Source organism: Chromohalobacter canadensis (assembly GCF_034479555.1).
In the GTDB taxonomy this organism is placed as follows: Bacteria; Pseudomonadota; Gammaproteobacteria; order Pseudomonadales; family Halomonadaceae; genus Chromohalobacter; species Chromohalobacter canadensis.
Genome location: NZ_CP140151.1, coordinates 2,502,424 through 2,527,638, shown reverse-complemented (window position 1 = coordinate 2,527,638; position 25,215 = coordinate 2,502,424). Strand labels below are relative to the sequence as shown.

At 59.9% G+C, this 25,215-nt stretch carries 22 protein-coding genes and 8 tRNA genes; 5 read left to right on the top strand and 25 right to left on the bottom strand.

The features are described from left to right. Positions 1–146 precede the first annotated feature (146 nt). The 10 genes from SR908_RS11975 to rnr form a co-directional block, all read right to left on the bottom strand. Positions 147–449, bottom strand: coding sequence for a DUF6482 family protein (locus SR908_RS11975; RefSeq protein WP_097022757.1), 303 nt, complete (start codon positions 447–449; stop codon positions 147–149). Positions 450–611: 162 nt separating this feature from the next. Then, complete coding sequence (locus SR908_RS11970) at positions 612–2,423, bottom strand: bifunctional diguanylate cyclase/phosphodiesterase (protein ID WP_246921522.1); 1,812 nt, start codon at positions 2,421–2,423, stop codon at positions 612–614. Between the two features lie 62 nt (positions 2,424–2,485). Beyond that, complete coding sequence (locus SR908_RS11965; protein ID WP_040244516.1) at positions 2,486–2,785, bottom strand: hypothetical protein; 300 nt, start codon at positions 2,783–2,785, stop codon at positions 2,486–2,488. A 65-nt stretch (positions 2,786–2,850) separates the two neighbouring features. Then, on the bottom strand, positions 2,851–4,239 hold the full coding sequence (dnaB, locus tag SR908_RS11960) for a replicative DNA helicase (RefSeq protein ID WP_097022759.1): 1,389 nt from the start codon (positions 4,237–4,239) through the stop codon (positions 2,851–2,853). Positions 4,240–4,443: 204 nt separating this feature from the next. After that, complete coding sequence (rplI, locus tag SR908_RS11955; RefSeq protein WP_040244521.1) at positions 4,444–4,890, bottom strand: 50S ribosomal protein L9; 447 nt, start codon at positions 4,888–4,890, stop codon at positions 4,444–4,446. 15 nt (positions 4,891–4,905) lie between these two features. Beyond that, on the bottom strand, positions 4,906–5,757 hold the full coding sequence (locus tag SR908_RS11950) for a hypothetical protein (RefSeq protein ID WP_097022760.1): 852 nt from the start codon (positions 5,755–5,757) through the stop codon (positions 4,906–4,908). 18 nt (positions 5,758–5,775) lie between these two features. After that, positions 5,776–6,003, bottom strand: coding sequence for a 30S ribosomal protein S18 (gene rpsR / locus SR908_RS11945; protein ID WP_040244525.1), 228 nt, complete (start codon positions 6,001–6,003; stop codon positions 5,776–5,778). 23 nt (positions 6,004–6,026) lie between these two features. Then, complete coding sequence (gene rpsF, locus SR908_RS11940; protein ID WP_097022761.1) at positions 6,027–6,449, bottom strand: 30S ribosomal protein S6; 423 nt, start codon at positions 6,447–6,449, stop codon at positions 6,027–6,029. 190 nt (positions 6,450–6,639) lie between these two features. Then, complete coding sequence (gene rlmB / locus SR908_RS11935) at positions 6,640–7,425, bottom strand: 23S rRNA (guanosine(2251)-2'-O)-methyltransferase RlmB (protein ID WP_246921520.1); 786 nt, start codon at positions 7,423–7,425, stop codon at positions 6,640–6,642. A 31-nt stretch (positions 7,426–7,456) separates the two neighbouring features. After that, the gene (rnr, locus tag SR908_RS11930; protein WP_246921518.1) at positions 7,457–9,868 is read right to left on the bottom strand and encodes a ribonuclease R; all 2,412 of its coding nucleotides are present in this window, start codon (positions 9,866–9,868) and stop codon (positions 7,457–7,459) included. Positions 9,869–10,068: 200 nt separating this feature from the next. Here rnr and SR908_RS11925 point away from each other — a divergent pair. From SR908_RS11925 to SR908_RS11915, 3 genes are all read left to right on the top strand, one after another. Next, positions 10,069–10,155 (top strand) — tRNA-Leu (locus SR908_RS11925). Between the two features lie 31 nt (positions 10,156–10,186). Further along, positions 10,187–10,273: transfer RNA gene (locus tag SR908_RS11920), tRNA-Leu, on the top strand. 29 nt (positions 10,274–10,302) lie between these two features. Continuing rightward, positions 10,303–10,389, top strand: a tRNA-Leu gene (locus SR908_RS11915). Positions 10,390–10,477: 88 nt separating this feature from the next. Here the strand turns inward: SR908_RS11915 and SR908_RS11910 are convergent. The 7 genes from SR908_RS11910 to SR908_RS11880 form a co-directional block, all read right to left on the bottom strand. After that, complete coding sequence (locus tag SR908_RS11910) at positions 10,478–11,329, bottom strand: DNA/RNA non-specific endonuclease (RefSeq protein WP_246921515.1); 852 nt, start codon at positions 11,327–11,329, stop codon at positions 10,478–10,480. Positions 11,330–11,402: 73 nt separating this feature from the next. Then, the gene (locus tag SR908_RS11905) at positions 11,403–11,678 is read right to left on the bottom strand and encodes an Lrp/AsnC family transcriptional regulator (RefSeq protein WP_011506187.1); all 276 of its coding nucleotides are present in this window, start codon (positions 11,676–11,678) and stop codon (positions 11,403–11,405) included. A gap of 153 nt (positions 11,679–11,831) precedes the next feature. Continuing rightward, complete coding sequence (locus tag SR908_RS11900) at positions 11,832–13,379, bottom strand: SpoVR family protein (protein ID WP_246921512.1); 1,548 nt, start codon at positions 13,377–13,379, stop codon at positions 11,832–11,834. A gap of 22 nt (positions 13,380–13,401) precedes the next feature. After that, on the bottom strand, positions 13,402–14,682 hold the full coding sequence (locus SR908_RS11895; RefSeq protein ID WP_246921509.1) for a YeaH/YhbH family protein: 1,281 nt from the start codon (positions 14,680–14,682) through the stop codon (positions 13,402–13,404). Between the two features lie 77 nt (positions 14,683–14,759). After that, complete coding sequence (locus SR908_RS11890; RefSeq protein WP_246921505.1) at positions 14,760–16,682, bottom strand: PrkA family serine protein kinase; 1,923 nt, start codon at positions 16,680–16,682, stop codon at positions 14,760–14,762. 223 nt (positions 16,683–16,905) lie between these two features. Next, positions 16,906–17,955: a threonine aldolase family protein gene (locus tag SR908_RS11885; RefSeq protein WP_246921501.1), complete on the bottom strand. Its 1,050-nt coding sequence runs from the start codon at positions 17,953–17,955 to the stop codon at positions 16,906–16,908. A 225-nt stretch (positions 17,956–18,180) separates the two neighbouring features. Further along, positions 18,181–20,193 carry an FAD-dependent oxidoreductase gene (locus tag SR908_RS11880; RefSeq protein WP_246921498.1) on the bottom strand — a complete coding sequence of 671 codons (2,013 nt, stop codon included), beginning with the start codon at positions 20,191–20,193 and terminating at the stop codon, positions 18,181–18,183. A gap of 145 nt (positions 20,194–20,338) precedes the next feature. Here SR908_RS11880 and SR908_RS11875 point away from each other — a divergent pair, with 145 nt between their 5' ends. Then, positions 20,339–21,271 carry an alpha/beta fold hydrolase gene (locus SR908_RS11875; protein ID WP_246921495.1) on the top strand — a complete coding sequence of 311 codons (933 nt, stop codon included), beginning with the start codon at positions 20,339–20,341 and terminating at the stop codon, positions 21,269–21,271. A gap of 93 nt (positions 21,272–21,364) precedes the next feature. Here SR908_RS11875 and SR908_RS11870 read toward each other — a convergent pair. From SR908_RS11870 to SR908_RS11845, 6 genes are all read right to left on the bottom strand, one after another. Continuing rightward, positions 21,365–21,441 (bottom strand) — tRNA-Asp (locus SR908_RS11870). A 24-nt stretch (positions 21,442–21,465) separates the two neighbouring features. Continuing rightward, a tRNA-Val gene (locus tag SR908_RS11865) sits at positions 21,466–21,542 on the bottom strand. Positions 21,543–21,616: 74 nt separating this feature from the next. Beyond that, positions 21,617–21,693: transfer RNA gene (locus tag SR908_RS11860), tRNA-Asp, on the bottom strand. A gap of 47 nt (positions 21,694–21,740) precedes the next feature. Further along, positions 21,741–21,817: transfer RNA gene (locus SR908_RS11855), tRNA-Asp, on the bottom strand. Between the two features lie 50 nt (positions 21,818–21,867). Continuing rightward, positions 21,868–21,943 (bottom strand) — tRNA-Val (locus SR908_RS11850). A gap of 65 nt (positions 21,944–22,008) precedes the next feature. Next, positions 22,009–22,746, bottom strand: a complete 738-nt coding sequence (locus SR908_RS11845) for an alpha/beta fold hydrolase (RefSeq protein ID WP_246921492.1) — start codon at positions 22,744–22,746, stop codon at positions 22,009–22,011. A gap of 98 nt (positions 22,747–22,844) precedes the next feature. Here SR908_RS11845 and fnr point away from each other — a divergent pair, with 98 nt between their 5' ends. Continuing rightward, positions 22,845–23,588, top strand: a complete 744-nt coding sequence (fnr, locus tag SR908_RS11840) for a fumarate/nitrate reduction transcriptional regulator Fnr (RefSeq protein ID WP_246921489.1) — start codon at positions 22,845–22,847, stop codon at positions 23,586–23,588. A gap of 3 nt (positions 23,589–23,591) precedes the next feature. Here the strand turns inward: fnr and ttcA are convergent, their stop codons facing one another. Both ttcA and SR908_RS11830 read right to left on the bottom strand, forming a co-directional pair. Next, positions 23,592–24,446 carry a tRNA 2-thiocytidine(32) synthetase TtcA gene (ttcA, locus tag SR908_RS11835; RefSeq protein WP_040244549.1) on the bottom strand — a complete coding sequence of 285 codons (855 nt, stop codon included), beginning with the start codon at positions 24,444–24,446 and terminating at the stop codon, positions 23,592–23,594. Between the two features lie 87 nt (positions 24,447–24,533). Next, positions 24,534–25,151 (bottom strand): 3'-5' exonuclease, encoded by a 618-nt coding sequence (locus SR908_RS11830; protein WP_246921486.1) that lies wholly within the window; start codon positions 25,149–25,151, stop codon positions 24,534–24,536. Positions 25,152–25,215: the final 64 nt, after the last annotated feature.

Sequence of the window (25,215 nt, the reverse complement as noted above, 5' to 3'; positions counted from 1 at the left end):
TGCTTGTTATGGAGAGTAACGCTTGGCGGGTAGAAATGCCCGGTGCCTTCGCACCCAGGCCCCGGCGGCTCGCCGGGCTATAAATGTAACACTACAGTTGGTGAATGGAGCGCCGAACGCGCGTCGGATGGGTCATGCATGGGACGTCAAAATACCAACGGCATGCGTGACGTCAGCGGGGATTGATAATGCGTGTCACGACCGATCATCTCATCATGGGCAACCCACTGTACGAGATAAGCACGATGGATCCCTGCCTGCTTGAGCTCGGCATAGACATCGTCCAGGGCACGAAACAGCATCGGTTTGCCACGCCGCATCAGAGGATAGTGCTGGCCTTCGATGTCCTCCATCTCGACGCGGTATAGACGACTGCCCGCGTGGCTAATGACGCGAATCTCGAAGTTATGCTCCGCGTCCACGAATTCTTTGAGTTCTTTGACTTCCATAAGTTTCTCCTTGATAAATTAAAATTCGACAAGACATACGCTATCTACCACAGCGCACGTCCAGCTTGACCTGTTCAGATGACAGGCATGTTGCAATAAGTATGGAAGGGGCAAGGGGTGAATGTCGCGTTGCACGCCGCATTAATGACTCCAACATTGATATCAGTGCGCAACTAAAGAAGTTAGACCGCGTTTCGACGCTAACGTTTCTTCCTTGAACCTTACGACAAGCCGCCCATTGACAGCACGTTTGGCGCTTTGCTTGAGAGAGCTCCAATAATCGCCAAAGCTATGCGGAGCCTGACCGGCGGGCACACACAATGCCGCCACCGAAAGGCGTGGCAACGCAAAAAAACGCTCCTGCCCAAACCGATCTTGCGCCATAAAGCCGTTGTCCCGGACCACCTCGGCAGGCAGACGGGGCGTGAAACGCGCTACGAACGCTTGCTGCAAGGCCGCGAGGAAGCCATGCAAGTCTTCTCGAGACTCCAGCAGCAATACGAAGTCGTCCCCTCCCAGATGCCCCAAAAAATCGCGCTGACCTTTCATGGTATCCAGCGTGACGGCAACATCCAGCAGCACCTGGTCGCCCATGACATAACCGAAACGATCATTGAATGGCTTGAAGTAATCGAGGTCCAAATAACAGGCGACAAATGGCTCACGCTCGCCGACGAAGTCATCGAGCGCTGCCCGGATTGGCGCATTACCTGGCAGTTGGGTCAGCGGATTGGCCTGGCGTGCGACCGCCACCCTCTGCTCAGTGATTTGCTGCAGCAACGCTACTAACTGCCCCATGCCCACATAGCGCCCCTGCTGGGTAACCACGAATGGCTCGTCGCGTTGGTCGATTCCTCGTCCCGTCACCTTACGCGATACTTGATCGAGCGGCTCCGTGACTTCGACACACAACGGCGCTACATGCATCGCCTTGGTCACTGGTTCTCGGCCATGCAAATCGAAGCCGAAGCGTTTCCCCACCAGCGCCATCACTGCCTCACGCGTGAGCACACCAATGGGAATACCCTGATCATCGACCACGGCCATCGCCCCTACATCCGGCATGGAGCTGAAGCGCTCACTCGCCTCGGCCACCGTTACCGTTATGGCAAGCGAGGGAAGCACCTTGCAAATATGCCGCCCCATGCAGGTATGCGAGGGGCTTTTCTGGCGCGCGACCAAGTGTGCAAGATGCTCGTTCAGCGCGGCACGCTCGGCTTTCGGCGTCGGTGATGGCCGCGCGAACAGCCAGCCTTGGTAGTAGTCCACACCCAGCTCGTGCAAGCAATCGAGCTCTTCTTCACGTTCGACGCCCTCCGCGATCACGCGTGACCCCATCCCATGAGCAACGTCCAGAAATGCCCGTACGAACCGACGCTTGACATAGTCACGATCCAGCTCACTCACGAAATGCCGATCAAGCTTGACGAAGTCGGGGCGAATTTGTGACCAGAGCCGCAAGCTTGCATAACCCTCGCCCAGATCATCCAGCGCAATCGTGAATCCCATCGATTGATAGTGACGCACGGCTTCCGCCATGAGATCGGGGTCGATGCCCGGCGACTGTTCGGTAAGCTCTATGACTAGGCGGTGCGTCGGTATACCCAGCCGTGTGAGCAAACGCAGGGTTTCACCATTGCGATGCTGAGGATCGAGCAGTACCTCGGGAGAGACATTGATGAACAACAGCTCGTCGAGCCTTTCCGCCGCCCAAGCGGTAATGGCACGCTGTCGGCAGACGGCTTCCAGCGGCGCTAGCAGTGATTGCTTTCTGGCCGCTTCGAACATCGTCAGAGGATGGGCATAAATACTTTCGCTGGGACCACGCGACAGCGCTTCATAAGCGAATACGCCCCCAGAGCGGATAGCCACGATAGGCTGGAAATGAACGTCAATACGTTCTTCACGCACAATGTCGGGTAGCGTCGGTGCAGACGACTGATCACTGGAAGCGGGAGCAAGAGTATCGGTCATGGGTCTCATTAGGCCAACGCCACATGACGTTCATGTGACATTGGCCCACCGAGACTAACGCATCAAGAATCTCGCTGGTACGTGGAGGGATCGATCGCCACCCCGAGCGAATTTCGATCGACCCAGTTTCCCGCACGGGTTTCCTTGTAACGAAACACCACACGGTCACCGACCGAGACGGGAAGTTCGGCGTCTTCGGTCTGATAGCTGTAGGTTTCACCATCGACGACCAGGGAATAACGATAGAGATCGGGCATCCCCAACCATTCCTTGAACGGCCCTTCACGCTCGACGCTTTCCAGTTGGCCGCGCCCCTCGAGTTTCGGGGTACGTTTCTTGCCACGTTGAAATCCGCTCGCCATCTCCCCTCCTGTTCACTTGCGAGCCGGCATTATAAGGCAACACCGGCCTGTTTGCCTTGCCATCATCACTCGCCCATATGCTGACCGTAGCTATCGGGGGCGAGATCCTCAAAGCGTGTATACTTGCCGATGAAAGCCATGTGAACGGTCCCGATTGGACCGTTACGCTGCTTGCCGATAATCAGTTCAGCTAGGCCATGATTGTCGGGATTGTCCGGATTATAGACTTCATCGCGATAGACGAAAGCGATAACGTCAGCATCCTGCTCGATAGCCCCCGACTCGCGAAGATCCGACATCACCGGGCGCTTGTTGGGCCGCTGCTCGAGCGAGCGGTTGAGCTGCGACAACGCGACTACCGGGCAGTTGAACTCCTTGGCCAATGCCTTGAGCGAGCGCGAGATTTCGGAAATCTCGCCGGTACGGTTCTCGGAAAAACCGGGGATCTGCATGAGCTGCAGATAGTCGATCATGATCAATCCGAGATTGCCATGCTCACGCGCCAAGCGCCGCGCCCGCGCGCGCATCTCGTTAGGCGATAACCCGGCCGTGTCATCAATGAAGAGCTGCTTGTCCTTGAGCAAATTGACCGCCGAGGTCAGACGCGGCCAGTCTTCGTCTTCCAACTGCCCGGTCCGCACCCGCGTCTGATCGATACGCCCCAATGAAGACAGCATACGCAGCATCAAGGCATCGGCGGGCATCTCCATGGAAAACACCATGACCGGCTTGTCACTGGAGATGACCGCATGCTCGACCACGTTCATGGCGAATGTCGTCTTACCCATCGATGGGCGTCCCGCAATGATCACCATGTCCGAGGGCTGCAGCCCCGAGGTCATTTCATCCAGATCGCGAAACCCGGTGGAAAGCCCCGTCATCTCGCCCTGCATGTTGAACAGCTCGTCGATGCGGTCAACCGCCTTGCTGAGCAGATCGCTCATGCCAATCGCCCCGCCGCTCTTGGGACGATCCTCACTGATCTGAAACACCAGACGCTCGGCCTCGTTGACGAGCTCGTCGGCGGGCCGCCCCTGCGGGGCGAACGCCCCATCGGCGATTTGGTGCGCCGCCTGAATCAGCTTACGCAGAGTGGCTCGCTCACGCACGATATCGGTATACGCACGAATGTTACCCGCCGATGGCGTGTTGCGCGCCAGCTCGGCCAAGTAAGCCAGTCCACCCACGCTTTCCAACTGATCGCGGTTTTCCAGCGCCTCCGAGAGCGTGACCACATCGAGCGGATGCCCTGCTTCAGCGAGCTGCGCCATCGCATTGAAGATCAGGCGATGTTCGTAGCGATAGAAATCGTCGGCGGTCAAACGCTCGGAGACCGTATCCCAGGCGCTGTTGTCCAGCATCAGCCCGCCGAGCACCGATTGCTCAGCTTCCAGCGAGTGCGGCGGCACCTTGAGAGCCGCGGTTTCCTGGTCGTGCTCGACGTATTCGCTCATGCTCGTTTCCTGACCGGTCGATATCGAAGGTCGGCGTAGTGCACACGTTCAACGTGTCGGCCATCCCCTATAATGCCGTGATGGCCATACCGTTGCATCTCATGGACCGTGCCTCACGTACCTAAAGACTTAGGCTCATGGCACAAAAAGGGCGCGAAGGTTACCCCTCGCGCCCTATGCCGGCATGTCGCCTGGCGGTGTCGCTTACTCGGCCACGATCACGATGCGAACGCTGGTAGCGACTTCCGCGTGCAGCTGCAGCGTAATGTCATACTCACCGGTCCGACGAATCGGACCTTCCGGCATGCGCACTTCGCTCTTGACCACATCAAGCCCCGCCTGCGTCAGTGCGTCGGCCAGATCGCGCGGGCCGATGGAACCGAACAGCTTGCCTTCATCACCGGCCTTGGCGACCAACGACAACTCGATTTCAGCCAGCTGTTCAGCGCGCGCTTCGGCTTCGGACTTACGCTCTGCGGCTTGCGCTTCGAGCTCGGCACGTTGCGCTTCAAAAGCGGCAACGTTTTCCTTGGTGGCCGGCACGGCCAAACCGTAAGGCACCAAGTAGTTGCGACCGTAACCGGCCTTGACAGCGACTTGGTCACCCAAGTTACCCAGCTTGCCAATCTTATCGAGCAGAATGACGTCCATCTCGTTAACCTCTCATCAGTGGTTGCCGGCCAAGCGTGCGCGGAAATCCGCGAAAGTATCGACAACGGCCAGCAACAGCACAACCAGAATCGTGGGCCAGGTCGTCAGCAGCAATGCGTAAAAGCCGACCAACCAGAACCCGCTCATCCCCTTCAATCCAATCCAACCATGCACCAGCGCAATGCCCGCTACGAGCAAGGGTATCCACGCCAACATCGTTGCCATCGGCATGGATACCAGCACGCCCAATACGCCAACGCCCACCAGCAACAAAAGCTCTTTGGTGTTCAAGCGCAGCGCATGGAACTCGTCGCGAAAGCCACCGGGGTTATACAACCCGGCTTGCCAGCTACGCGCTAGTGCCAAACAAGCGACTGCCGCAAGCAGTACCACTAGCCCTGTAACGCCGCCAATCAACATGCCTGCCAGCTGTTCGCTGGAGACACCCTGGGCACTCAACTCGGTGAGCATGGCATCGACGTCCGCCGAATTCTGGCGTACCTGTTCGAGCAGCGGCCCCGCCCCACCCGGAGGCAGGAAGATGCCGGACTGCACCAGCACCACACAGACCAGCATGCCGGCAATCAGGGTCTCCCCCCAACGCATCCGGGCGCGCAGTATGGTCGCCATCAGCGTTACCAACAAAACACTGGCAAGCGGAACGGCATCGCCTTGGACCCACCACCAGCCAGCTGGCAGCGCAGCGGCAATCACAACAGGCAGACCAGGGCCCAAGCCGCGACGTAACGTTACCAAGGCAGCGACGGCGGCACTCAGCCAGAACAACCAGGGAATCAACGCCGCAATCAAAGCGACCGTCGCCGCCTGCGGCGTACCGCGCATCACCCAACGGGCCAGTGCCTGCATCGCGCCAGTCGCCTTGTTTTACTGGTGGCTATCGGTATAGGGCAGCAGCGCCAGATAACGAGCGCGCTTGATGGCCGTGGACAGCTGACGCTGATAACGAGCCTTGGTGCCGGTAATGCGGCTGGGTACGATCTTACCGGTTTCGGTGATATAGGACTTGAGGGTATCAAGATCCTTGTAATCGATGTACTTCACGCCTTCGGCGGTGAAGCGGCAAAACTTACGGCGACGGAAAAAGCGTGCCATGGTTTATCCTCCAGAGGTACGAATCAGTTGGCTTCAGCTTCAGCATCAGCGTCGGCATCAGCGTTCGTTTCGGAACGCTCAGCGTTCGGACGCTCGCTTTTCTCTTCACGACGACGCGGCTTCTCTTCGGCCGGCTTCATCATCGGAGACGCTTCGGTGACCGCCTCTTTACAACGCACCACCAAGCTACGGATGATGGCATCGTTGAAGCGGAAGATATTCTCGATTTCGTCGAGAGTTTCACCGCTGCACTCGATGTTCATCAGTACATAGTGGGCCTTGTGGATCTTGTTGATCGGGTAGGCCAGATGACGACGCCCCCAATCTTCCAGACGATGCACAGTGCCGCCGTTTTCGGTAACGAGCCCAGTATAGCGCTCGACCATGGCCGGCACCTGCTCGCTCTGATCCGGGTGGACCATGAACACGATTTCGTAATGACGCATGATAGCTCCTTACGGTTTGACAGCTTCCACGAGGCCTGTCATTCAAAGTACCAAGTACAAGGGCTACAGGGCCGCGAGAAGCAAGGAGAGAAAGTCTCAATGTTTCCGGACATGCGAAACGATGCCCGGAAAGCCGACCAATTGTAGTGATCACCCCGCGTGCTTGCAACTTGTCTCGCCCGACCGGGCATCAAGAGACATGGCGTTGACGCACAGCTTCGAACAGACACACGCCCGTGGCAACCGACACATTGAGGCTCGACACACTGCCGGCCATAGGCAGTTTGGCGAGTAGATCGCAGCCCTCGCGCGTCAACCGGCGCATGCCTTTGCCTTCGGCACCCATGACGATGGCCACGGGCTCCATCAAGTCGACCTCGTAAAGGCTCTGGGCCGACTCACCCGCCGTTCCGACGATCCATACTCCATGCGTCTTGAGGCGCGCCATCGCCCGTGACAAGTTGGTGACCTGATAGACGGGCATGGCATCGGCAGCACCGCAAGCAACCTTGCGCACCGTGGCGTTGAGGGGCGCGGCCTTATCCTTGGGCACGATGACACCGTGCGCACCTGCCGCGTCGGCGCTGCGCAGGCAGGCACCGAAGTTATGCGGATCGGTCACCCCATCGAGAATCAACAGCAACGGGGGAGACGGCTGCTGCCAAGCGCCGAGACGAAACCAAAGCGCTTCCTCGCTCTCGGCCTGCAGCGGTGGCGCAAAGGCAATCACGCCTTGGTGCACGGCGCCTTTTGCCACGCCATCCAGCGTTTCGCGGGCGACGCCGACGCACTTGATGCCAGCCTGACGTGCGCGCTCCTGTAGAGTATCCAGGCGTGCCTCGGCACGCCCTTCCTGTAACCAGAGCTCGCGTGGCGGCTGTCCCCGCTCGAACAATGCACGCACGGCGTGCACGCCATACACGGCGTCCAAGCCTTCGGGCGTCGCGATACGCGCCCGGGAAGGTTTAGCTTTCATGATGCTCCACTGCCCGTTGCATGGCGCCTACTCAACGCTTGTCACCCTTACCGCCGCCTTTACCGCCTCGCGAACGCCGACGCGGCTTACCGTCCTGCTCCTTCTTCGTCGCGTTGCCGGCTTGCCCTGCGCCCTGCTTACCGCGTGCCGATGCGCCACCGGTAGCGGATTTCTTGCGCCGGGCCGGGTTCTGCGGACGCGGTTTCTCGTCGGCCAGCTCAAAGTCGATCTTGCGATCATCCAGGTCGACACGTGCCACCTGCACGGTGACGCCATCGCCCAGCCGATAGGACATGCCGCTACGCTCACCCTTGAGACGGTGCTTCTCGGCCTCGTAGTGGTAATAATCGGAAGGCAACGAGGTCACGTGGACCAGACCCTCGACATAGACATCATCAAGGCGCACGAAAATGCCAAACTGCGTCACCGAGGCGATGGTGCCCTCGAAGATCTCACCGAGCTTGTCCGACATGAACTCACACTTCAGCCAGTCCTCCACATCACGCGTGGCATCGTCGGCACGACGCTCGGTCATCGAACAATGCTCACCGAGCTCGAGCATTTGCTCGAAGCTATACGGTGCCCATTTGCTGGGCGGCTCTACCGGCGCGCCTTCGGCACGCAGCACCGTATTGGTCTGCCGCGGCCCGCGAATCACCGAGCGAATGGCGCGATGCACGAGTAGGTCCGGATAGCGCCGAATCGGCGAAGTGAAATGCGCATAGGCAGGATACGCCAGACCGAAGTGGCCATCGTTCTGCGGCGAATAGACCGCGCGACTCATCGAACGCAGCATCACCGTCTGGATGACGTCGGCGTCGGGGCGACCCTTGATCGTCTCGGCGAGGTCACGATAATCCTGCGGCGTGGGATCGTCGCCCCCGCCCAGGGACAGCCCCAGCTCGTTGAGGAACAGACGCAACTTGTCCAGGCGTTCCGGCGAGGGCTTCTCGTGAATGCGATACAGCGCCGGCAGGTCATGCTTGTCGAGAAAGCGCGCCGTCGCCACGTTGGCGGCCAGCATGCACTCTTCGATGATCTTGTGTGCATCGTTGCGCGAGCGCGGCACGATCTTCTCGATCTTGCGTTCGTCATTGAAGACGATAGCCGTCTCGGTAGTCTCGAAATCGATGGCGCCGCGTGCCTCGCGGGCTTCCCTCAAGATGGTGTAGAGGCTCTTGAGGTTCTTGAGCGACGGCACGAGGTCGCGATACTGCTCGCGCAGTGCATCGCCTTCGGGGCCTTCGTCATCGAGGATTCCGGCGACCTTGTTGTAGGTCAGGCGCGCATGGGACTGAAAGACCGCTTCGTAGAAACGATAGCGGCTGATCGCCCCGTTCGGCGAGATGTTCATCTCGCAGACAAGCGCCAGACGGTCGACCTCGGGATTGAGCGAGCACAGCCCGTTCGAAAGCAACTCCGGCAGCATCGGCACGACCTGACCGGGGAAGTAAACCGAGGTGCCACGTGTGATCGCTTCCTGGTCCAGCGCACTGCCCGGGCGGACATAGTGCGACACGTCGGCAATCGCCACCAGCAGCTTCCAGCTCCCGGACTTGGTCTTCCAGGCACAGACGGCATCGTCGAAGTCCTTGGCGGACTCATCGTCGATGGTCACCAACGGTACATCACGCAAGTCGATACGATTCTGCTTGTCGGCCTCGTCCACGGACGCGGACATGTCCGCGATCTGTGCATGCACTTCGGGCGGAAACTCGGCGGGAATCTCGTAACTACGGATGGCAATGTCGATTTCCATCCCGGGGTCCATTCGTTCGCCGAGTACTTCCGTGACCTCGCCCACCGGCTGTACGCGCGTCGCCGGCTGCTGGGTGATATGCGCCAAGACGATCTGTCCATCACGCGCGCCACCGCTGGCGCTATGCGGGATGATGACTTCCTGGGCGATGCGCGATTTCTCGGGAATCAGCACGCCGAATTCGGCGGTATTCTGGCGGTAGATACCCACCAGTGACTGAGTATTGCGGGCGATGACCTCGACGATGGTCGCTTCATCACGCCCGCGCCGGTCACGGCCGCTGACACGCACCAGCACCTGGTCGCCGTCGAAGACACGTCGCATTTGGCGTGGCGGCATCACCAAGTCGGGCTTCTTGCCATCTTCTCGGATCAAGAAGCCCATGCCGTCACGGTGGCCCTGTACCCGCCCCTTGATGAGGTCGAGCTTATCGATCAGAGCGAAGGCACCGCGCCGATTGCGTAGTATCTGACCTTCACGCTCCATTGCGGCAAGCCGCCGACGCACGCCTTCCAGGCGCTCTTCGTCGTCCACCGCCAGCATGCGACTGAGGTCTTCGGGGGTGATGGGTTTACCGTATTCTTCCAGACGAGCGAACAAGTATTCGCGGCTCGGGACCGGATTATCGTATTTACTCGCTTCACGTTCCGCATGCGGATCGTCACTGAGCTTCCAATGATTCATGGTAATGACTTCCTTACAGGCGAGGTGGCAAGTATACGTCCGCCGATGGCGTTGTTATGAAATTCAATCATGCCGCCAGTATAGCGGGCACAGCCAGTCGACCCAACCATGGCGACTACCTGCCTGTCACGAAACGAGGCATGAAGCATGGTGGGGTGGCTTGCATTCAAGCTCAAAATGGGTATTATACATCGCGCCTTGCCCAGGTGGCGGAATTGGTAGACGCGCTAGCTTCAGGTGCTAGTGTCCGTATGGACGTGGAGGTTCAAGTCCTCTCCTGGGCACCATCGATCTCCCGCCAGATCGATGCGAGGCAACGCCCGGATGGCGGAATTGGTAGACGCGCTAGCTTCAGGTGCTAGTGTCCGTATGGACGTGGAGGTTCAAGTCCTCTTCCGGGCACCATCAAAAAACATCGGTAAAGTGCATGACACGCCCAGGTGGCGGAATTGGTAGACGCGCTAGCTTCAGGTGCTAGTGTCCGTATGGACGTGGAGGTTCAAGTCCTCTCCTGGGCACCACCGTGCATGCTGCTTTCCGAAGTTTCGTACTCCCCTTTCTGTGAACATCCCTCTCTGTAATACCTCTATTATCTATTGATAACGACCGCTATTGGTAACGCCCGGGCTTTCGTGCGACACGTTGCAATGCCCATCCCTTTGTCTCGATATTCGCTTCCAAGGGCGTTTCGACGTCTTCCGGCAGACGCGGGAAGAAATCGAGCCTCGTTCTCGCTTCGAGCTCGTCGATACTGACCAGAAAACGGTCGAGCGGTTCATCGCCACTCACTGTCTGCGGAATCAAAAACGCCAGCGCACGCGGGTGCTCGCCAGGTACCACGATGATCTTGTAAAACGCCGACGGCACCTGGGTGAAGCCCACCCGATGCATGAAGCGTTCATCGAAAACCGGACCGGTGACCACTCGAAGTTGCTCGAAGCGCGGCAGGAAATCGTCCATCACGACCTCTTCGAGACGTTGCCACACGCGCCGGTTCAAGTCGGGGCGTTGCGGCGTAATATTAGTCATCTGGAAGGTATCAAGCTGCGCCGCACGACCATGTACGCGTGCAATGGCATAGTTGGGGGCCAGATGGCCGCGGTCGTAGCCGCTGTGCGTGTACTGATCCGAGATGACCGGCCACAATGAGCGCCAGTCCCGCGCAAAGCCGTGCGGGCGATCACCGATCGGCGCATCAGGCGTTTCATGAAGCGAATAACTTACCCATAAGGGGCTGACTCGGATATCCGACCACCCCACCAGAAAGCCGTCACTGCGCAGTACCCGATTGAACCCCTGCCAACTGGTGGTCTGCCACTCAGGCACGCCCATCCAGCTAAGCCGGTCGCGAACCTCGCGCTCCTGCCAATACCATAGGCCGGACCCTACCACGGCGAAAATCAGGGAAATGCCCGCGCCACGCACTAAGCGCCGACACTGGTAAGAAATAACGGCGATCATGCCGGCGACGTGTCCTTGTCCTGCGAAAACGAAACGTGAAGTGGGCGATCACACCCTGGACGATACGGAACCGCTACCAACCCAACGAGAACATGGTCTCGAGATCGTGACGCGAATGCACCTGCATGGCGTTGAGAGTCTCGGTGTCGTGAATGCCCTCGACCTGCATCAGACGCTCGGTCACCAGTTGCGCCAATGACTCGAAATCACGCGTGCGCGCAATCGCGACCAAGTCATAGCGACCACAGGTGGAAAATACCTCACTGATTCCCTCCAGCTCGGCCAACCGTTGGGCGACTGCATTGATCTGGCCCTTTTCCACGTCGATCAGAATCACCGCGCTTTGCATGACACTCTCCTACACTGCCTACTGCACTCGGGGCGTCGCGCCGGCCTACGCTCGGCACGCTCAAGACGCACCGGCACGACACTTCGCCGACGGCGCGCGAGCCAGTATATCAGCCCTGTGCGTCGCGGCTAGCGATGCATTTCAGCCACTATCTCACGCGTCACCGGGGAGCGGCCACTGATAGCGGCGCACGACCTCGTCATCCTCCACCGACTCCAGCTTGACCGCAAACCCCCACAGCTGATGCAGGTGGCGCAATACCGGATACAAGGTCTTGCCCAATGGCCGGCGCTCATCCTGGACGTGACGCAAGGTCAGCGAGCGATCGCCACGAATATCGGCCTCCCATACCTGAATATTGGGCTCGCGTAGCGATAACGCATATTGCGCGGAAAGTGCCTCGCGTACGCGCCGATACCCGCGCTCATCGTGAATGGCGCTGATGGTGAGCATCTCATCGCGGTCGTCATCGACGAGACTGAACAGCTTGAGATCACGAATCACCCTAGGCGACAGGAACTGTTGAATGAACGACTCGTCCTTGAAGTTGCGCATCGCGAAATGCACCGTCTCCAGCCAGTCACTGCCGGCGGTCTCCGGGAACCACTCGCGGTCTTCCTCGTCGGGTGTCTCGCAGATCCGACGGATGTCCGAAAACATCGCAAACCCCAGAGCATAGGGGTTGATGCCATTGAAATGCGGACTATCGAATCCTGGCTGCTGCACGACGGCGGTATGCGAATGCAGGAACTCGAGAATCGTGCCTTCGTCGATCAACCCCTCGTCGTAGAGCCGGTTCATCAACGTATAGTGCCAAAATGTCGCCCATCCCTCGTTCATCACCTGAGTCTGGCGCTGGGGATAAAAATACTGTGCCAGCTTACGCACAATGCGTACGATTTCCCGCTGCCACGACTCGAGAAGCGGCGCGTTTTTCTCCAGAAAATACAACAGATTTTCCTGCGGCTCAGGGGGATAACGCCCGTACTGATGGAGCCCCAACGGATCGTCACCATTCTCCGCGAACGCCTCCGATGCGTCGCGTGGCGATTCCTCCGGAATCGTCCGCCACAGGGCGTTCACCTGCGCCTGGAGATAGGCTTCACGTTCCTGCTGGCGGCGCGCCTCTTCCTCCGAGGAGATCGGCGAGGGGCGCTTGTAGCGATCAACCCCGTAGTTCTGGAGCGCATGGCAAGCATCCAGGAGCTGCTCCACCGCCGAGACACCGTGGCGCTGTTCGCATTCGGCGATGTACTTGCGTGCGAACACCAGGTAATCGACGATCGCCGAGGCATCGGTCCAGGTGCGAAACAGGTAATTACCCTTGAAGAACGAGTTGTGGCCATAGCACGCATGCGCCATGACCAGGATTTGCATCATCAGGGTGTTCTCTTCCATGAGATAGGCGATGCAAGGATCGGAGTTGATAACCAGCTCGTAGGCCAACCCCATCTGACCGCGCCGATAAGCCTGCTCGACGGATAGGAACTGCTTGCCGAAGGACCAGTGATGATAGCCCACCGGCATACCCACGCTGGCGTAGGCATCCATCATCTGCTCGGAGGTAATGATCTCGATCTGATTGGGGTAAATATCCAGGCGGTATTCCTTGGCGAACCGAGCGATCTCGCGTTCATAGGCCGTCAGAATCTCGAAATTCCAATCCGAACCGGTGGCGATGGGGGTCGATACGGTACTCATGTCACCTCCTCGGCGCGGCGCCTCATTGCGCTATACGCTTACGGAACAGCTTGCGGAAGACCGGGTAGATGTCGCCCGGCTCGACGATCTGCTGCATCGCGAAGCGCTCAGGGTGGCGCACCTGCACGCGCTCGTATTCCTCCCACAGCGCCTGATGCGAATGCGGCGTAATTTCCACATAGGTGTAGTACTGCAACTTGGCCATCAACGACGACAGGAGCAGGTCACGGCAGGTCGTCGAGTCATCGTCCCAATTGTCGCCGTCGGAGGCCTGGGCAACGTAAAGATTCCACTGCGCAGGCGAATAACGCTGGGTGATGATCTCGTCGACGAGGGTCAACGCGCTGGAGACGATGGTTCCCCCGGTTTCCCGGGAGTAGAAGAACTCTTCCTCATCGACTTCCTTGGCCGCGGTGTGATGACGAATGAACACCAACTCGACCTTCTCGTAGTTGCGCTCCAGAAAGAGATACAGCAGCAGGAAGAAACGCTTGGCGATGTCCTTGTGGCCCTGGGTCATGGAGCCGGAGACATCCATGACGCAAAACATCACCGCCTTGTTGGAGGGCTGCGGCTGGTCGACGAGGTTGTTGTAACGCAGGTCGTAGGTATCGATGAACGGTACCGCGTCCAGGCGCTTTTCAAGACGCTCGATCTCGGCCTTGAGCTCGTGAATGCGCGTCGGATTGCGTAGCACCGGGTCCTTGCGCTCCTCCTCTTGAAGCGCTTCCTCAGCTTCACGCAGGGCGCGCTTGATGGGCGCCCGCATACCGATACGCCGTGCCTGCGCCTCGCGCATCGAACGCACGATGTTGATCCGCGACGGCACGCCATCGCGGGTGACCCCGGCACGCACAGGTCGCACCTCGTCGAGATCCCGCAGTTGTTTGCGCTCCAGATGCGGCAACGCCAGACCATCAAAGACGAAATCAAGGAATTCCTCTCGACTCAAGGAAAACGCGAACTCGTCCATGCCCTCGCCCTGATTGGAAGCGCTGCCTTCCCCTGCACCACCCTCGCCGTCGCCGCCCGGACGCCGCAGCCGATCCCCCTCGACAAACTCCTTGTTGCCAGGGCTGACAATCGTGCGTGAGCCACCGGGGCCATGCTGAAACACCGGCTCGGAAATGTCCTTGGCAGGGATCGAAACCTTCTCGCCACGCTCCATGTCGGTGATCGAACGCCGATTGACCGCTTCCTCCACCGAGCGCTTGATATGACTGCGGTAGCGCTGCAGGAAACGCTGCCGATTCACGGCACTCTTGTGCTTGGCATTGGCGCGTCGATCAATGAAGTAGGTCATGGCGACCTCCTCTTGTCCAATCGCCGGCGATGGCAAGACCGAGCCGACGCCAGTGAATGCCCGGCACATCCGGGCGATTAATGCGACTTACGAACCCGCAAATACCACTCCGACAGCAAGCGTACCTGCTTCTCGGTATATCCCCTATCGACCATGCGCGCCACGAAGTCCTCGTGTTTCTTCTGATCCGAGGTCGAGGCCTTGGCGTTGAAGGAGATGACCGGCAGCAACTCCTCGGTATTGGCGAACATCTTCTTCTCGATCACGCCCTTGAGCTTCTCGTAGGACTGCCAGCTGGGATTCATACCGTTGTTCTGGGCACGTGCGCGCAATACGAAGTTGACCACTTCGTGGCGAAAATCCTTGGGGTTGGAGATACCGGCCGGCTTCTCGATCTTCTCCAGGTCTTCGTTGAGCGCTTGACGATCGAACAGTTCGCCGGTCTCGGGATCGCGATATTCCTGCTCCTGAATCCAGAAGTCGGCGTAGGTCACGTAACGGTCGAAGATGTTCTGCCCATACTCGCTGTACGACTCGAGATAGGCGGTCTGAATTTCTTTGCCGATAAAGTCGACGTAACGCGGCGCCAGGTACTCCTTGATGAAACGCAGATAGCGTTCGAAGGTTTCCTTGGGCAGTTGCTCTTGTTCGAGGCGCTGCTCCAGCACATACAACAAATGCACCGGATTGGCAGCGACTTCATGGGTATCGAAATTGAAGACCTTGGAGAGAATCTTGAAGGCGAAACGCGTCGAGAGGCCTTCCATACCCTCGTCGACGCCGGCCGCGTCACGGTACTCCTGTAGCGACTTGGCCTTGGGGTCGGTGTCTTTCAAATTCGCGCCGTCATAGACCCGCATCTTGGAATAGATGCTCGAATTTTCAGGCTCCTTGAGACGCGAAAGAACCGAGAACTGCGCCAGCATGCGTAGCGTGTCCGGCGCACAGGGCGCGGCATTCAGCGACGAATGCTCGAGCAGCTTCTTGTAAATGTGGATTTCCTCGGAGACGCGCAGGCAATACGGCACCTTGACGATGTAGACGCGATCCAGGAAGGCCTCGTTGTTGCGGTTGTTGCGGAACGTCTGCCACTCGCTCTCGTTGGAATGCGCCAAGACGATGCCATCGAAGGGAATCGCGCCCATGCCCTCGGTGGGGTTGTAGTTACCCTCCTGCGTCGCCGTCAGCAACGGATGCAGGACCTTGATGGGCGCCTTGAACATTTCGACGAACTCCATCAGCCCCTGGTTGGCCTTGCACAAGCCACCGGAGAAGCTATAGGCATCCGGATCGTCTTGGGAATAGAGCTCGAGCTGGCGAATGTCGACCTTGCCCACCAGCGAGGAAATGTCTTGGTTATTCTCGTCGCCGGGCTCGGTCTTGGACACCGCGATCTGGTTGAGACGCGATGGATAGAGCCGCACGACGCGAAACTGCGAGATATCACCGCCGTATTCCTGCAAGCGCTTGGCGGCCCATGGCGACATCACCGCCCGCAAGTGGCGCTGTGCGATGCCATATTCCTTCTCCAGCAATTCGCCGTCCTCCTCCGGTGAGAACAGCCCCAGCGGCGACTCGAAGACCGGCGAGCCTTTGATGGCGTAGAACGGCACATGCTCCATCAAAAGCTTGAGCCGTTCGGCCAGCGAGGATTTGCCGCCGCCCACCGGCCCCAGCAGATACAGAATCTGTTTCTTCTCTTCCAGCCCCTGCGCGGCATGTCGGAAATAAGCCACGATCTGCTCGATGGCCTCTTCCATGCCGTAAAATTCGGAAAACGCCGGATAACGACGGATGACCTTGTTGCTGAAGATACGTGACAGCCGCGAATCCTTGGCGGTGTCGATGACCTCTGGCTCGCCGATCGCCTCGAGCATGCGCTCCGGCGCGCTCGCATAGACACTGGGCTCCCGGCGGCAGAGTTCCAGATACTCCTGAAGACTCATCTCCTCTTGCTGAACGCGCTCGTAACGGTTCTGAACATGATCGAAGATACTCATTAAACGCCTCCTTTCACGACTTGGGGTCGCTCATCGGATTCTGGGCTGTCTATGTATCAGCGTAGACGGATGGAGAAGAAAGGGGGCGATGCGAAACGTATTTCCTTTCAACGCAGCGGCACGGCCCTGGACATGAGAGCCCACAAACGGCCATTGGTTCGTTGAAATCCGAAAACGGCGGGCAAGGCGAGAGCACCCCGGTGCCCTCGCCCTGGTATCTCTATCAGGCGATCGACAATGCGTCGCGCGCATCGTCGAGCAGCCGATCGAGTAGTGCTTGGGTGGTATTCCAGGCGCAGACGAAACGCGCGCCGCCCGCGCCGATAAAGGTGTAAAACGTCCAGCCGCGCTGGCGCAATTCCTCGAGGACCGCGACGGGCAACGTCACGAAGACGCTGTTGGCCTCGGCGGGAAACATCAACTCGGCCCCCGGCAAGGCGGCAAAGCCCTCCGCGAGATAACGCGCCATGCCATTGGCATGCTCAGCATTGCGTAACCAGGCACCGCTTTCCAGCAGCCCCAGCCAGGGCGCGGCGATGAAACGCATCTTGGAGGCCAACTGCCCTGCCTGCTTGCAGCGATAGTCGAAGTCTTCCGCCAAAGCGTGGTTGAAAAAGACCACCGCCTCGCCCATCGGCAAGCCGTTCTTGGTTCCCGAAAAGCACAACGCATCGACGCCGACCTGCCAGGTGAGTTCCGCCGGCGTGGCCTCGAGCGACGCACAGGCATTGGCAAAGCGCGCCCCATCCATGTGCACGTGCAGACCATGCTTATCCGCCATGGCACGAATCGCCATCAGCTCATCGCGGGTATACACGGTGCCCACCTCGGTGGCCTGAGTCAGCGAGACCGTGCGCGGCTTGGGGTAGTGAATGTCCCTGCGACGCGTCACCAGCGACTCGATACCCTCGGGCGTCAGCTTGCCATCCGCGCCGGAGCACGTCAGCAGCTTGGCGCCGTTGGAGAAGAACTCCGGCCCGCCGCACTCGTCGGTTTCGATATGCGCCAGTTCATGGCAAATGACACTGTGATAACTCTGCCCCATCGAGGCGAGCGTCAGCGAGTTGGCGGCGGTGCCGTTGAAGACGAAAAACACGTCGCAGTCATAATCGAAGAAACGACGAAAGCGGTCGGCGGCTTTCTGGGTCCAGGCATCGTTGCCATAGGCGAGATCATCGCTGGCGTTGGCGCGCAACAGGTAGTCGAGCGCCTCGGGGCAGATACCGGAGGTATTGTCGCTGGCCAGAAAACGCGGCGTACAGTCGGATTCCATGCCTTGTTGTCCTCATATGTGGCGAGAAGGAGAGACGCTTGAAACGCAACGCCAGGCGCCGGGTGCCAACGCCTGCCGTTATCCTGCAAAAAATTGCGTCCCGATCCAGTCTACTCATCGCCGCCTCTCACCGGAAGCCTGCCAGCACGCGCCTTCTTATACACGCACTTTTCTTAGAGGGGGAGTGACAAAACGGGCGAGCGCAGTCCTTTTGTAAACACCCTCTTATAGGCGTGCCGCCAGGCGAGTTCCCTGATCGATGGCCCGCTTGGCATCGAGCTCCGCCGCCTCCTGCGCCCCGCCGATGACATGCACTTCGCGCCCAGCCGCCGACAGCGGCGCCTCGAGATCCGTCACTGATACCTGGCCGGCACACACCACGACTGTCTCCACATCGAGGCATTCCCGGTGACCATCTCGCACGATATGCAGTCCTGCATCGTCGATGCCGAGATACTCGCATCCGCTCAGCATGCGCACCCCACGCTGGCGCAACGCCGCACGATGCACCCAGCCGGTGGTCGTACCCAGCCCCTTGCCGGGCTTGCTGGTCTTGCGCTGGAGCAGCGTTACCTCGCGGGGCACACTCGGCGCTTGCGGTGTAACGAGACCGCCCCGCGCTGCCAACGACAAGTCGACGCCCCACTCGGCACACCACGTCTCGCGGTCCAACGCGGGATGCTCGGCATGGGTCAAGAGCTCCGCGACATCGAAGCCGATGCCACCGGCGCCGATGATCGCCACACGCGCCCCGACACGCTCGGGATGCAGGATTGCTGTGGGGTAGTCCACCACACGCGGATCGTCGCTACCGGGCAGCGACAACGCTCGGGGCGCAACCCCCGATGCCAGCACCACGACATCGAAGGCCCGCAAGCGTTGCACCTCGGCCGATGTTTTCAGGCATACCGTCACATCCAGCGACGCGAGCATGCTGCGGTAATAGCGCAGCGTCTCGCTGAATTCTTCCTTGCCGGGGATACGCTGCGCATAACGGAATTGACCGCCGATTTCGGCCTCACGCTCGAACAGCGTGACGCGATGACCGCGCTGCGCCGCCGACACGGCGGTCGCCAGCCCCGCCGGCCCGGCGCCGACCACCGCGATGTCACGTGGCGTCGCCACGGACGCGAGCGTCAATTCGGTCTCGTGACAGGCGCGTGGATTGACCAAGCACGACGTCAGCTTGCCCTGGAAAGTGTGGTCCAGGCAGGCCTGGTTGCAGGCAATACAGGTATTGATGAACGCCTCGCGCCCCTCGCGCGCCTTGATCACCCATTCGGAATCGGCGAGAAAGGGGCGAGCCATCGAGACCATATCGGCGTGGCCCTCGGCCAGCACGCGCTCGGCCACTTCGGGCATGTTGATGCGATTGGTGGCGATCAACGGCACCGTGAGAACCTCGCGCAGCCGTCGCGTGACCTCCGTGAACGCTGCCCGCGGCACGCTAGTGACGATGGTCGGCACCCGCGCCTCGTGCCAGCCGATCCCGGTATTGATCAGGTTGGCGCCCGCCGTCTCGATCGCGCGCCCCAAGGCCACGACCTCATCATGACTGCTACCGTCTTCTACCAGGTCGATCATCGATAGGCGAAAGATGATCAAAAAGTCATCGCCCAGCGTCCGGCGAATGCGCTGCACGATCTCCACCGCAAAGCGCATGCGGTTCTCGAATGCCCCGCCCCACTCGTCGTCGCGGTGATTGGTGCGCTGACACAGAAACTGATTGATCAGATAACCTTCCGATCCCATGACTTCGACGCCGTCGTATCCCGCTTCGCGAGCCAGTTTGGCGCAATTGACGTAGGCCTCGACCTGCTCTGCCACCTCGTCGCCGCTCAACGCACGCGGCGTGAACGGGTTGATCGGTGCCTTGAGCGCCGAGGGCGCCACCAGCGCAGGCGAATAAGCATAACGTCCGGCGTGCAGGATCTGCAGGCAGATATGGCCGCCCTCGGCGTGCACCGCCTGGGTCACCTGCCGGTGCGCCTCGACTTCTTCTGGCTCGCTCAATTTAGCAGCGCCTTCGAACACCGCACCCTCGGGAGTCGGTGCGATACCGCCAGTGACGATCAACGAAACGCCCGCTCGTGCCCGCTCGGCATAGAACGCCGCCAGGCGCGCGAAGCCATCCGGAGCTTCCTCCAGATTGGTATGCATCGAGCCCATCAGGATACGGTTATCGAGCGTCACGGGCCCTACGGTCAATGGGCGGAAGAGATGCGGATACTGAGTCACGGCGCGTCCTCGCTTGCACTCGGTTTTAAACCACCATACATTTTCAAACAACTGTATGAACAGTGTAGCGAAGGCGCCACGGGAGACAATCCCGACCAAGGGCGCAGGCATTACTGCCTTCTCACGCGAGACAAGCGAGCCCCGAATGGACTATCAAAGCTCTCAACACCGCATTCCCATCGCCACTGGCGGTGAGCTGAATCTCATCCGCTTTCAGCCAGAGCGCATACACGGCCTGCCCATCCTGTGCTGGCATGGCGCCATCGAGTCGGGGCGTATCTTCCACAGCCGTAGCGGCAAGGGAATGGCACCCTGGCTCGCCCGGCAGGGACACGAGGTCATGGTGATCGATCAACGCGGTCGCGGTAGCGCCTCGCCGCGTCCGGCACGCGGCGTATCGTTCTCGCAACGCGAGGTCGTCATCGACGAAGTTGCCGCCGCACTGGCCGCCTGTCTGAACCTGAGCGGGCAATCGCGCTGCCATGTCATGGCGCATTCTTGGGGCGGTGTCTTGATCGCCGCGCACCTGGCGCGCGTCCCCGGCAGTCGCGAGTGTATCGCCAGCCAGGTTTATTTCGGCACCAAGCGTCGGGTGCGGGTCCAGAATCCCAGCAAATGGCTCTATATCGACCTGATCTGGAAAGGGCTCGCGCCGCTGGCACGCCATCTGTGCGGTTATCTACCGGCACGCTCGCTACGCTGGGGCAGTGACGACGAATACGCCGCCAGCCACGCGGAAAGCGTCGCCTGGGTGCGCGAGACAGCGTGGCGGGACCCCGAGGATGACTTCGATTACGTCGCCGTCCTGGCCCAGGGAGGATTGCCACCCACGCTGCATCTAGCCGGCCATCGCGACCGGGCACTGGGGCACCCCCGAGATGTCGCACGCTTCGTCGAAGACTGCGGCCCGCATCGGCATGCATTACGCGTACTGGGACGCGAGAACGGTCAGAGGCGAGATTACGGTCATCTGGACATGCTGACGCATCCCGACGCCGTGGAAGACGTCTACCCGCAGGCACTCGCCTGGTGTCAGGCGCATCAGGACGACGCGTTCTCGGTCGAGGAAGACACTTAGGAAGCAGCGCGACAGGGGCGTCCACGCATAAAAAGGGAAGGCCCAAACGACAAAACCCCAAGTCAATGACTCAGGGTTGGCCGATGGCGATCGTGGCGGACCGGACGGGACTCGAACCCGCGACCTCCGGCGTGACAGGCCGGCATTCTAACCAGCTGAACTACCGGTCCGCATTGTTCCGAGGTAACTCGGATTGGTGGGTGGTACAGGACTCGAACCTGTGACCCCCAGCATGTGAGGCTGGTGCTCTAACCAGCTGAGCTAACCACCCGGATCGCATACTACTTGGTACTGCATGTTGCTGTTACATGCCTCGTCGTCAATGACGCTTCGGCGAGGAAATCGTGGCGGACCGGACGGGACTCGAACCCGCGACCTCCGGCGTGACAGGCCGGCATTCTAACCAACTGAACTACCGGTCCGCTGAATACAACGCTAACCACACATTGTCGGATTTCCGATGAAGAACTGGCGGACCGGACGGGACTCGAACCCGCGACCTCCGGCGTGACAGGCCGGCATTCTAACCAACTGAACTACCGGTCCGCTACATTCTTCTTCACGTATCCCCATCACTAGAAACGCATTTCGCGTAATGGTGGGTGGTACTGGGCTCGAACCAGTGACCCCCAGCTTGTAAGGCTGGTGCTCTTCCAACTGAGCTAACCACCCGTGGTCACGTGGCGCTGAATTCTACAGACAGACCGTGGAAAGTCAACCGATTATATTCATCGGATTCATTCACTTGCCTGCATAGCAACGCCCACAATGCGCGTTGCCTCTTCTATCAACGCCGCCTGATCATGCCTGGCTCGCCGTCGCGGCTGCCAGTCATGATCCCCATCGTCGAGAAAATGCACGTGTGCCGTCGCCGGCAAGGCATATTCACGAACTTCGCTCTCACCCCCGAACGGGTCCCGCGTGCCCTGCAATACCCAGGTGGGACAGGTCAGATTCGGCCAATGCGCCAACCGTGTGCGCTCGGGCTTGCCAGGGGGATGAAACGGATAGCCGAATAGCGCCAGGCCCGACGCCTCGTCACGCGCCGCCAGTAAACTCGCCACGCGCCCACCCATCGACTTGCCTCCCAGCCACAGTGGCGATGGCGCGTCGCCGGCAAGCGAGATCAACGCGTCTCGCCATACAGCCAGTTCGTCGACCAGGCTCTCGACACGCGGCGGCGGTCGCCGACGGTCTTCATGCCATACCCGCTGCATGTAGGCGAAATCGATAGCCCATACCTGCACGCCATGCAGCGCCAGCGACTCACGCAAGCGCTGCATGAAGAGCGATGTCTGCCCGGCCCCGGCACCGTGGGTCAGCAACAAGCGTCCTACACGTGGCATGCCACGCACTTCCAGGGGGCCAAGGCCGTCCAGATAATAATGCTGCGCCGCAATCGTGGGCGATACGCCGACCTTGCGCAGTGACGTCAGCGAGCGTGGTGTCGCCGCATAGGCATTTTCGAAACTCATATCAGCCGTGTCTCATAGGGTATCAGGGTGCGTCACTATGCGGCTTTGACGGGGTTCACACGCTACCCTAAGGTAGGCGCGTCCTAGGAGAAAACGCCATGACCGACGATACCGCCATTCCGGCCTCGCCGATGCATGCCCATTGCCAGACATGCCGGCTGAACTCGTTGTGTCTTCCGCTGGCGCTGGGGCTTGACGATCTTGACGACTTCGACGCCATCATCCGAAGACGCGCGCCTCTCAAGCCCGGTGAAACGCTTTTCGACACCACGACGCCTTTCACGCACCTCTTCGCGGTACGCTGCGGCAGTCTCAAGCAGAGCGTCGCACAAGCCCACGGCGAGGAGCGCATCACGCACTTTTACCTGCCCGGAGAACTCGTCGGTCTGGATGGCCTCGCCAGCGGTGGTCATCCGGGGCTCGTCGAAGCGCTCGAAACCACTGCCGTATGCGCGATTCCCTTCGATCAACTGGACCGCCTCTCCGTTGATCTACCCGAGCTGCGCCATGCGCTCTACCGCAGCATGAGCCGCGAGCTTCACGACGACCGGCATTGGCTTTGCCGGCTCGCCGGCCACACGGCGGAGGCACGCCTCGCCAGCTTCATCATCGACGTATCACACCGCTTTAAGCGCTGCGGTTTCTCCCCTATTCGTTTTCGCCTGCCCATGGCACGTGCCGATATCGGCAATCATCTCGGCCTGGCGGTGGAAACCATCAGCCGCCTGATGAGTCGTTTTCAGCAGGCCGGGTTGCTCCAAGCGGCACGCCGCGAGATCACGCTTCTCGAGTACGAGCGCCTCGCTGCCTTAGCGCGCGGCGAGACGTCGCTTCGCGAGTGAGCATCAAGCCTCGCGAGTCAGCACGTCGAGTGCCTCGATGCGCTTGCTCTGGAACTCGCGTTGCTTGTCTTCCAGCCCCACGAAATCGAAGAGGTCGCGGTCGGCCAACTGCGACGGCGCCACATTGGTGATCGACTTGAACATCGCCTCCAGGCGCCCTGGGTGTTTCTCTTCCCACTCCGCGAGCATCTCCTTGACCACCTGACGCTGAAGATTGGGCTGCGAACCGCACAGATTGCAGGGAATGATCGGAAACTCGCGCCACTCGGCGTACTCGGCGATATCGGCCTCACGGCAATACGCCAAGGGCCTAATGACGACATTCTTATTGTCGTCGGAGAGTAGCTTGGGGGGCATCGACTTGAGCGTGCCGCCGAAGAACATGTTGAGGAACAATGTCTCCAGCATATCCTCGCGGTGATGGCCCAGCGCGATCTTGTTGGCCCCAATCTCTTCGGCGAAGCCATAGAGCGTGCCACGCCGCAAGCGCGAGCAAAGCGCGCAGGTAGTCTTGCCTTCCGGGGTTTTCTCCTTGACCACCGAATAGGTATCGCGCTCGACGATGTGATAAGGCACGCCCACGCCGTCCAGGTATTCGGGCAACACGTGCTCGGGGAACCCTGGCTGTTTCTGGTCGAGGTTGACGGCCACCAGCTCGAACGAAACGGGTGCGTTACGCTGCAGGTTCATGAGGATATCCAACATTGTGTAGGAATCCTTTCCGCCGGAGAGGCATACCATGACCTTGTCGCCGTCTCGAATCATCCCGTAGTCGACGATGGCGTTCCCCACCTGGCGCCGCAGGCGTTTTTGCAACTTATTGAATGCCAGTTTGTCTTGGCCGTTGAGTGCATGCATGACGATAGCGCTTTGGCCTGCCGTGGTGAGTGAAGCACCCCATGTTATCACCGCAGGCTACTACGACGAAGTATCGGGCCCAGCCGCTCAGGCGCTGATCGCGCGCCCGTGACACAGGCGCAGATACATCAGTGCCGTGGTCACGGCATCGCCCAACGCTGTATGGCGCCCCATGACCGGCACGCCCAAGGCCTCGCTCATAGCCTCGAAACGCACATCCGGCTCGATGTCTGGCTGCACGCGCCGACGTTCACGCACATACAGCCGGCAGACATCCAGCGTCCGATTGGGTAGATCGAATCCCGTACGCGGGCGCAGGTGACGATTGATGACTGCCACATCGTAATCGATGCACCAGCCGACCAACGGGCGATTGCCGATGAAATCGAGCAAACGGTCGAGTGCATCGCCCAACGCCTCGCCGCCCCATAGATCGACACCGCGCAAGCCATGAATGCGGATGGAGTCGCCCGACAAGCTCTCCGGCCGCTGCAGGCGCAAGTCCAACGACTCGCTGGTCAGAACACGTCCATCGCGCACCTTGACCGCCGCCAGCGCCACTAACTCCGCACGCCGCGGGTCAAGATCGGTGGTCTCACAATCCAGAGCGATGACTTCGCTGCCGCAATACCGTTCGAAACGCCAGGCATGATGCCCGCCCAGTTGTCGGCGCCGATCACCGGCACGACGCAATGCTTTTATCATCGCAACCTCCCGTATACCCCTGACGATGGCCCGCGGAGCGTGACTCGATCTCGCGGCCCGTGCC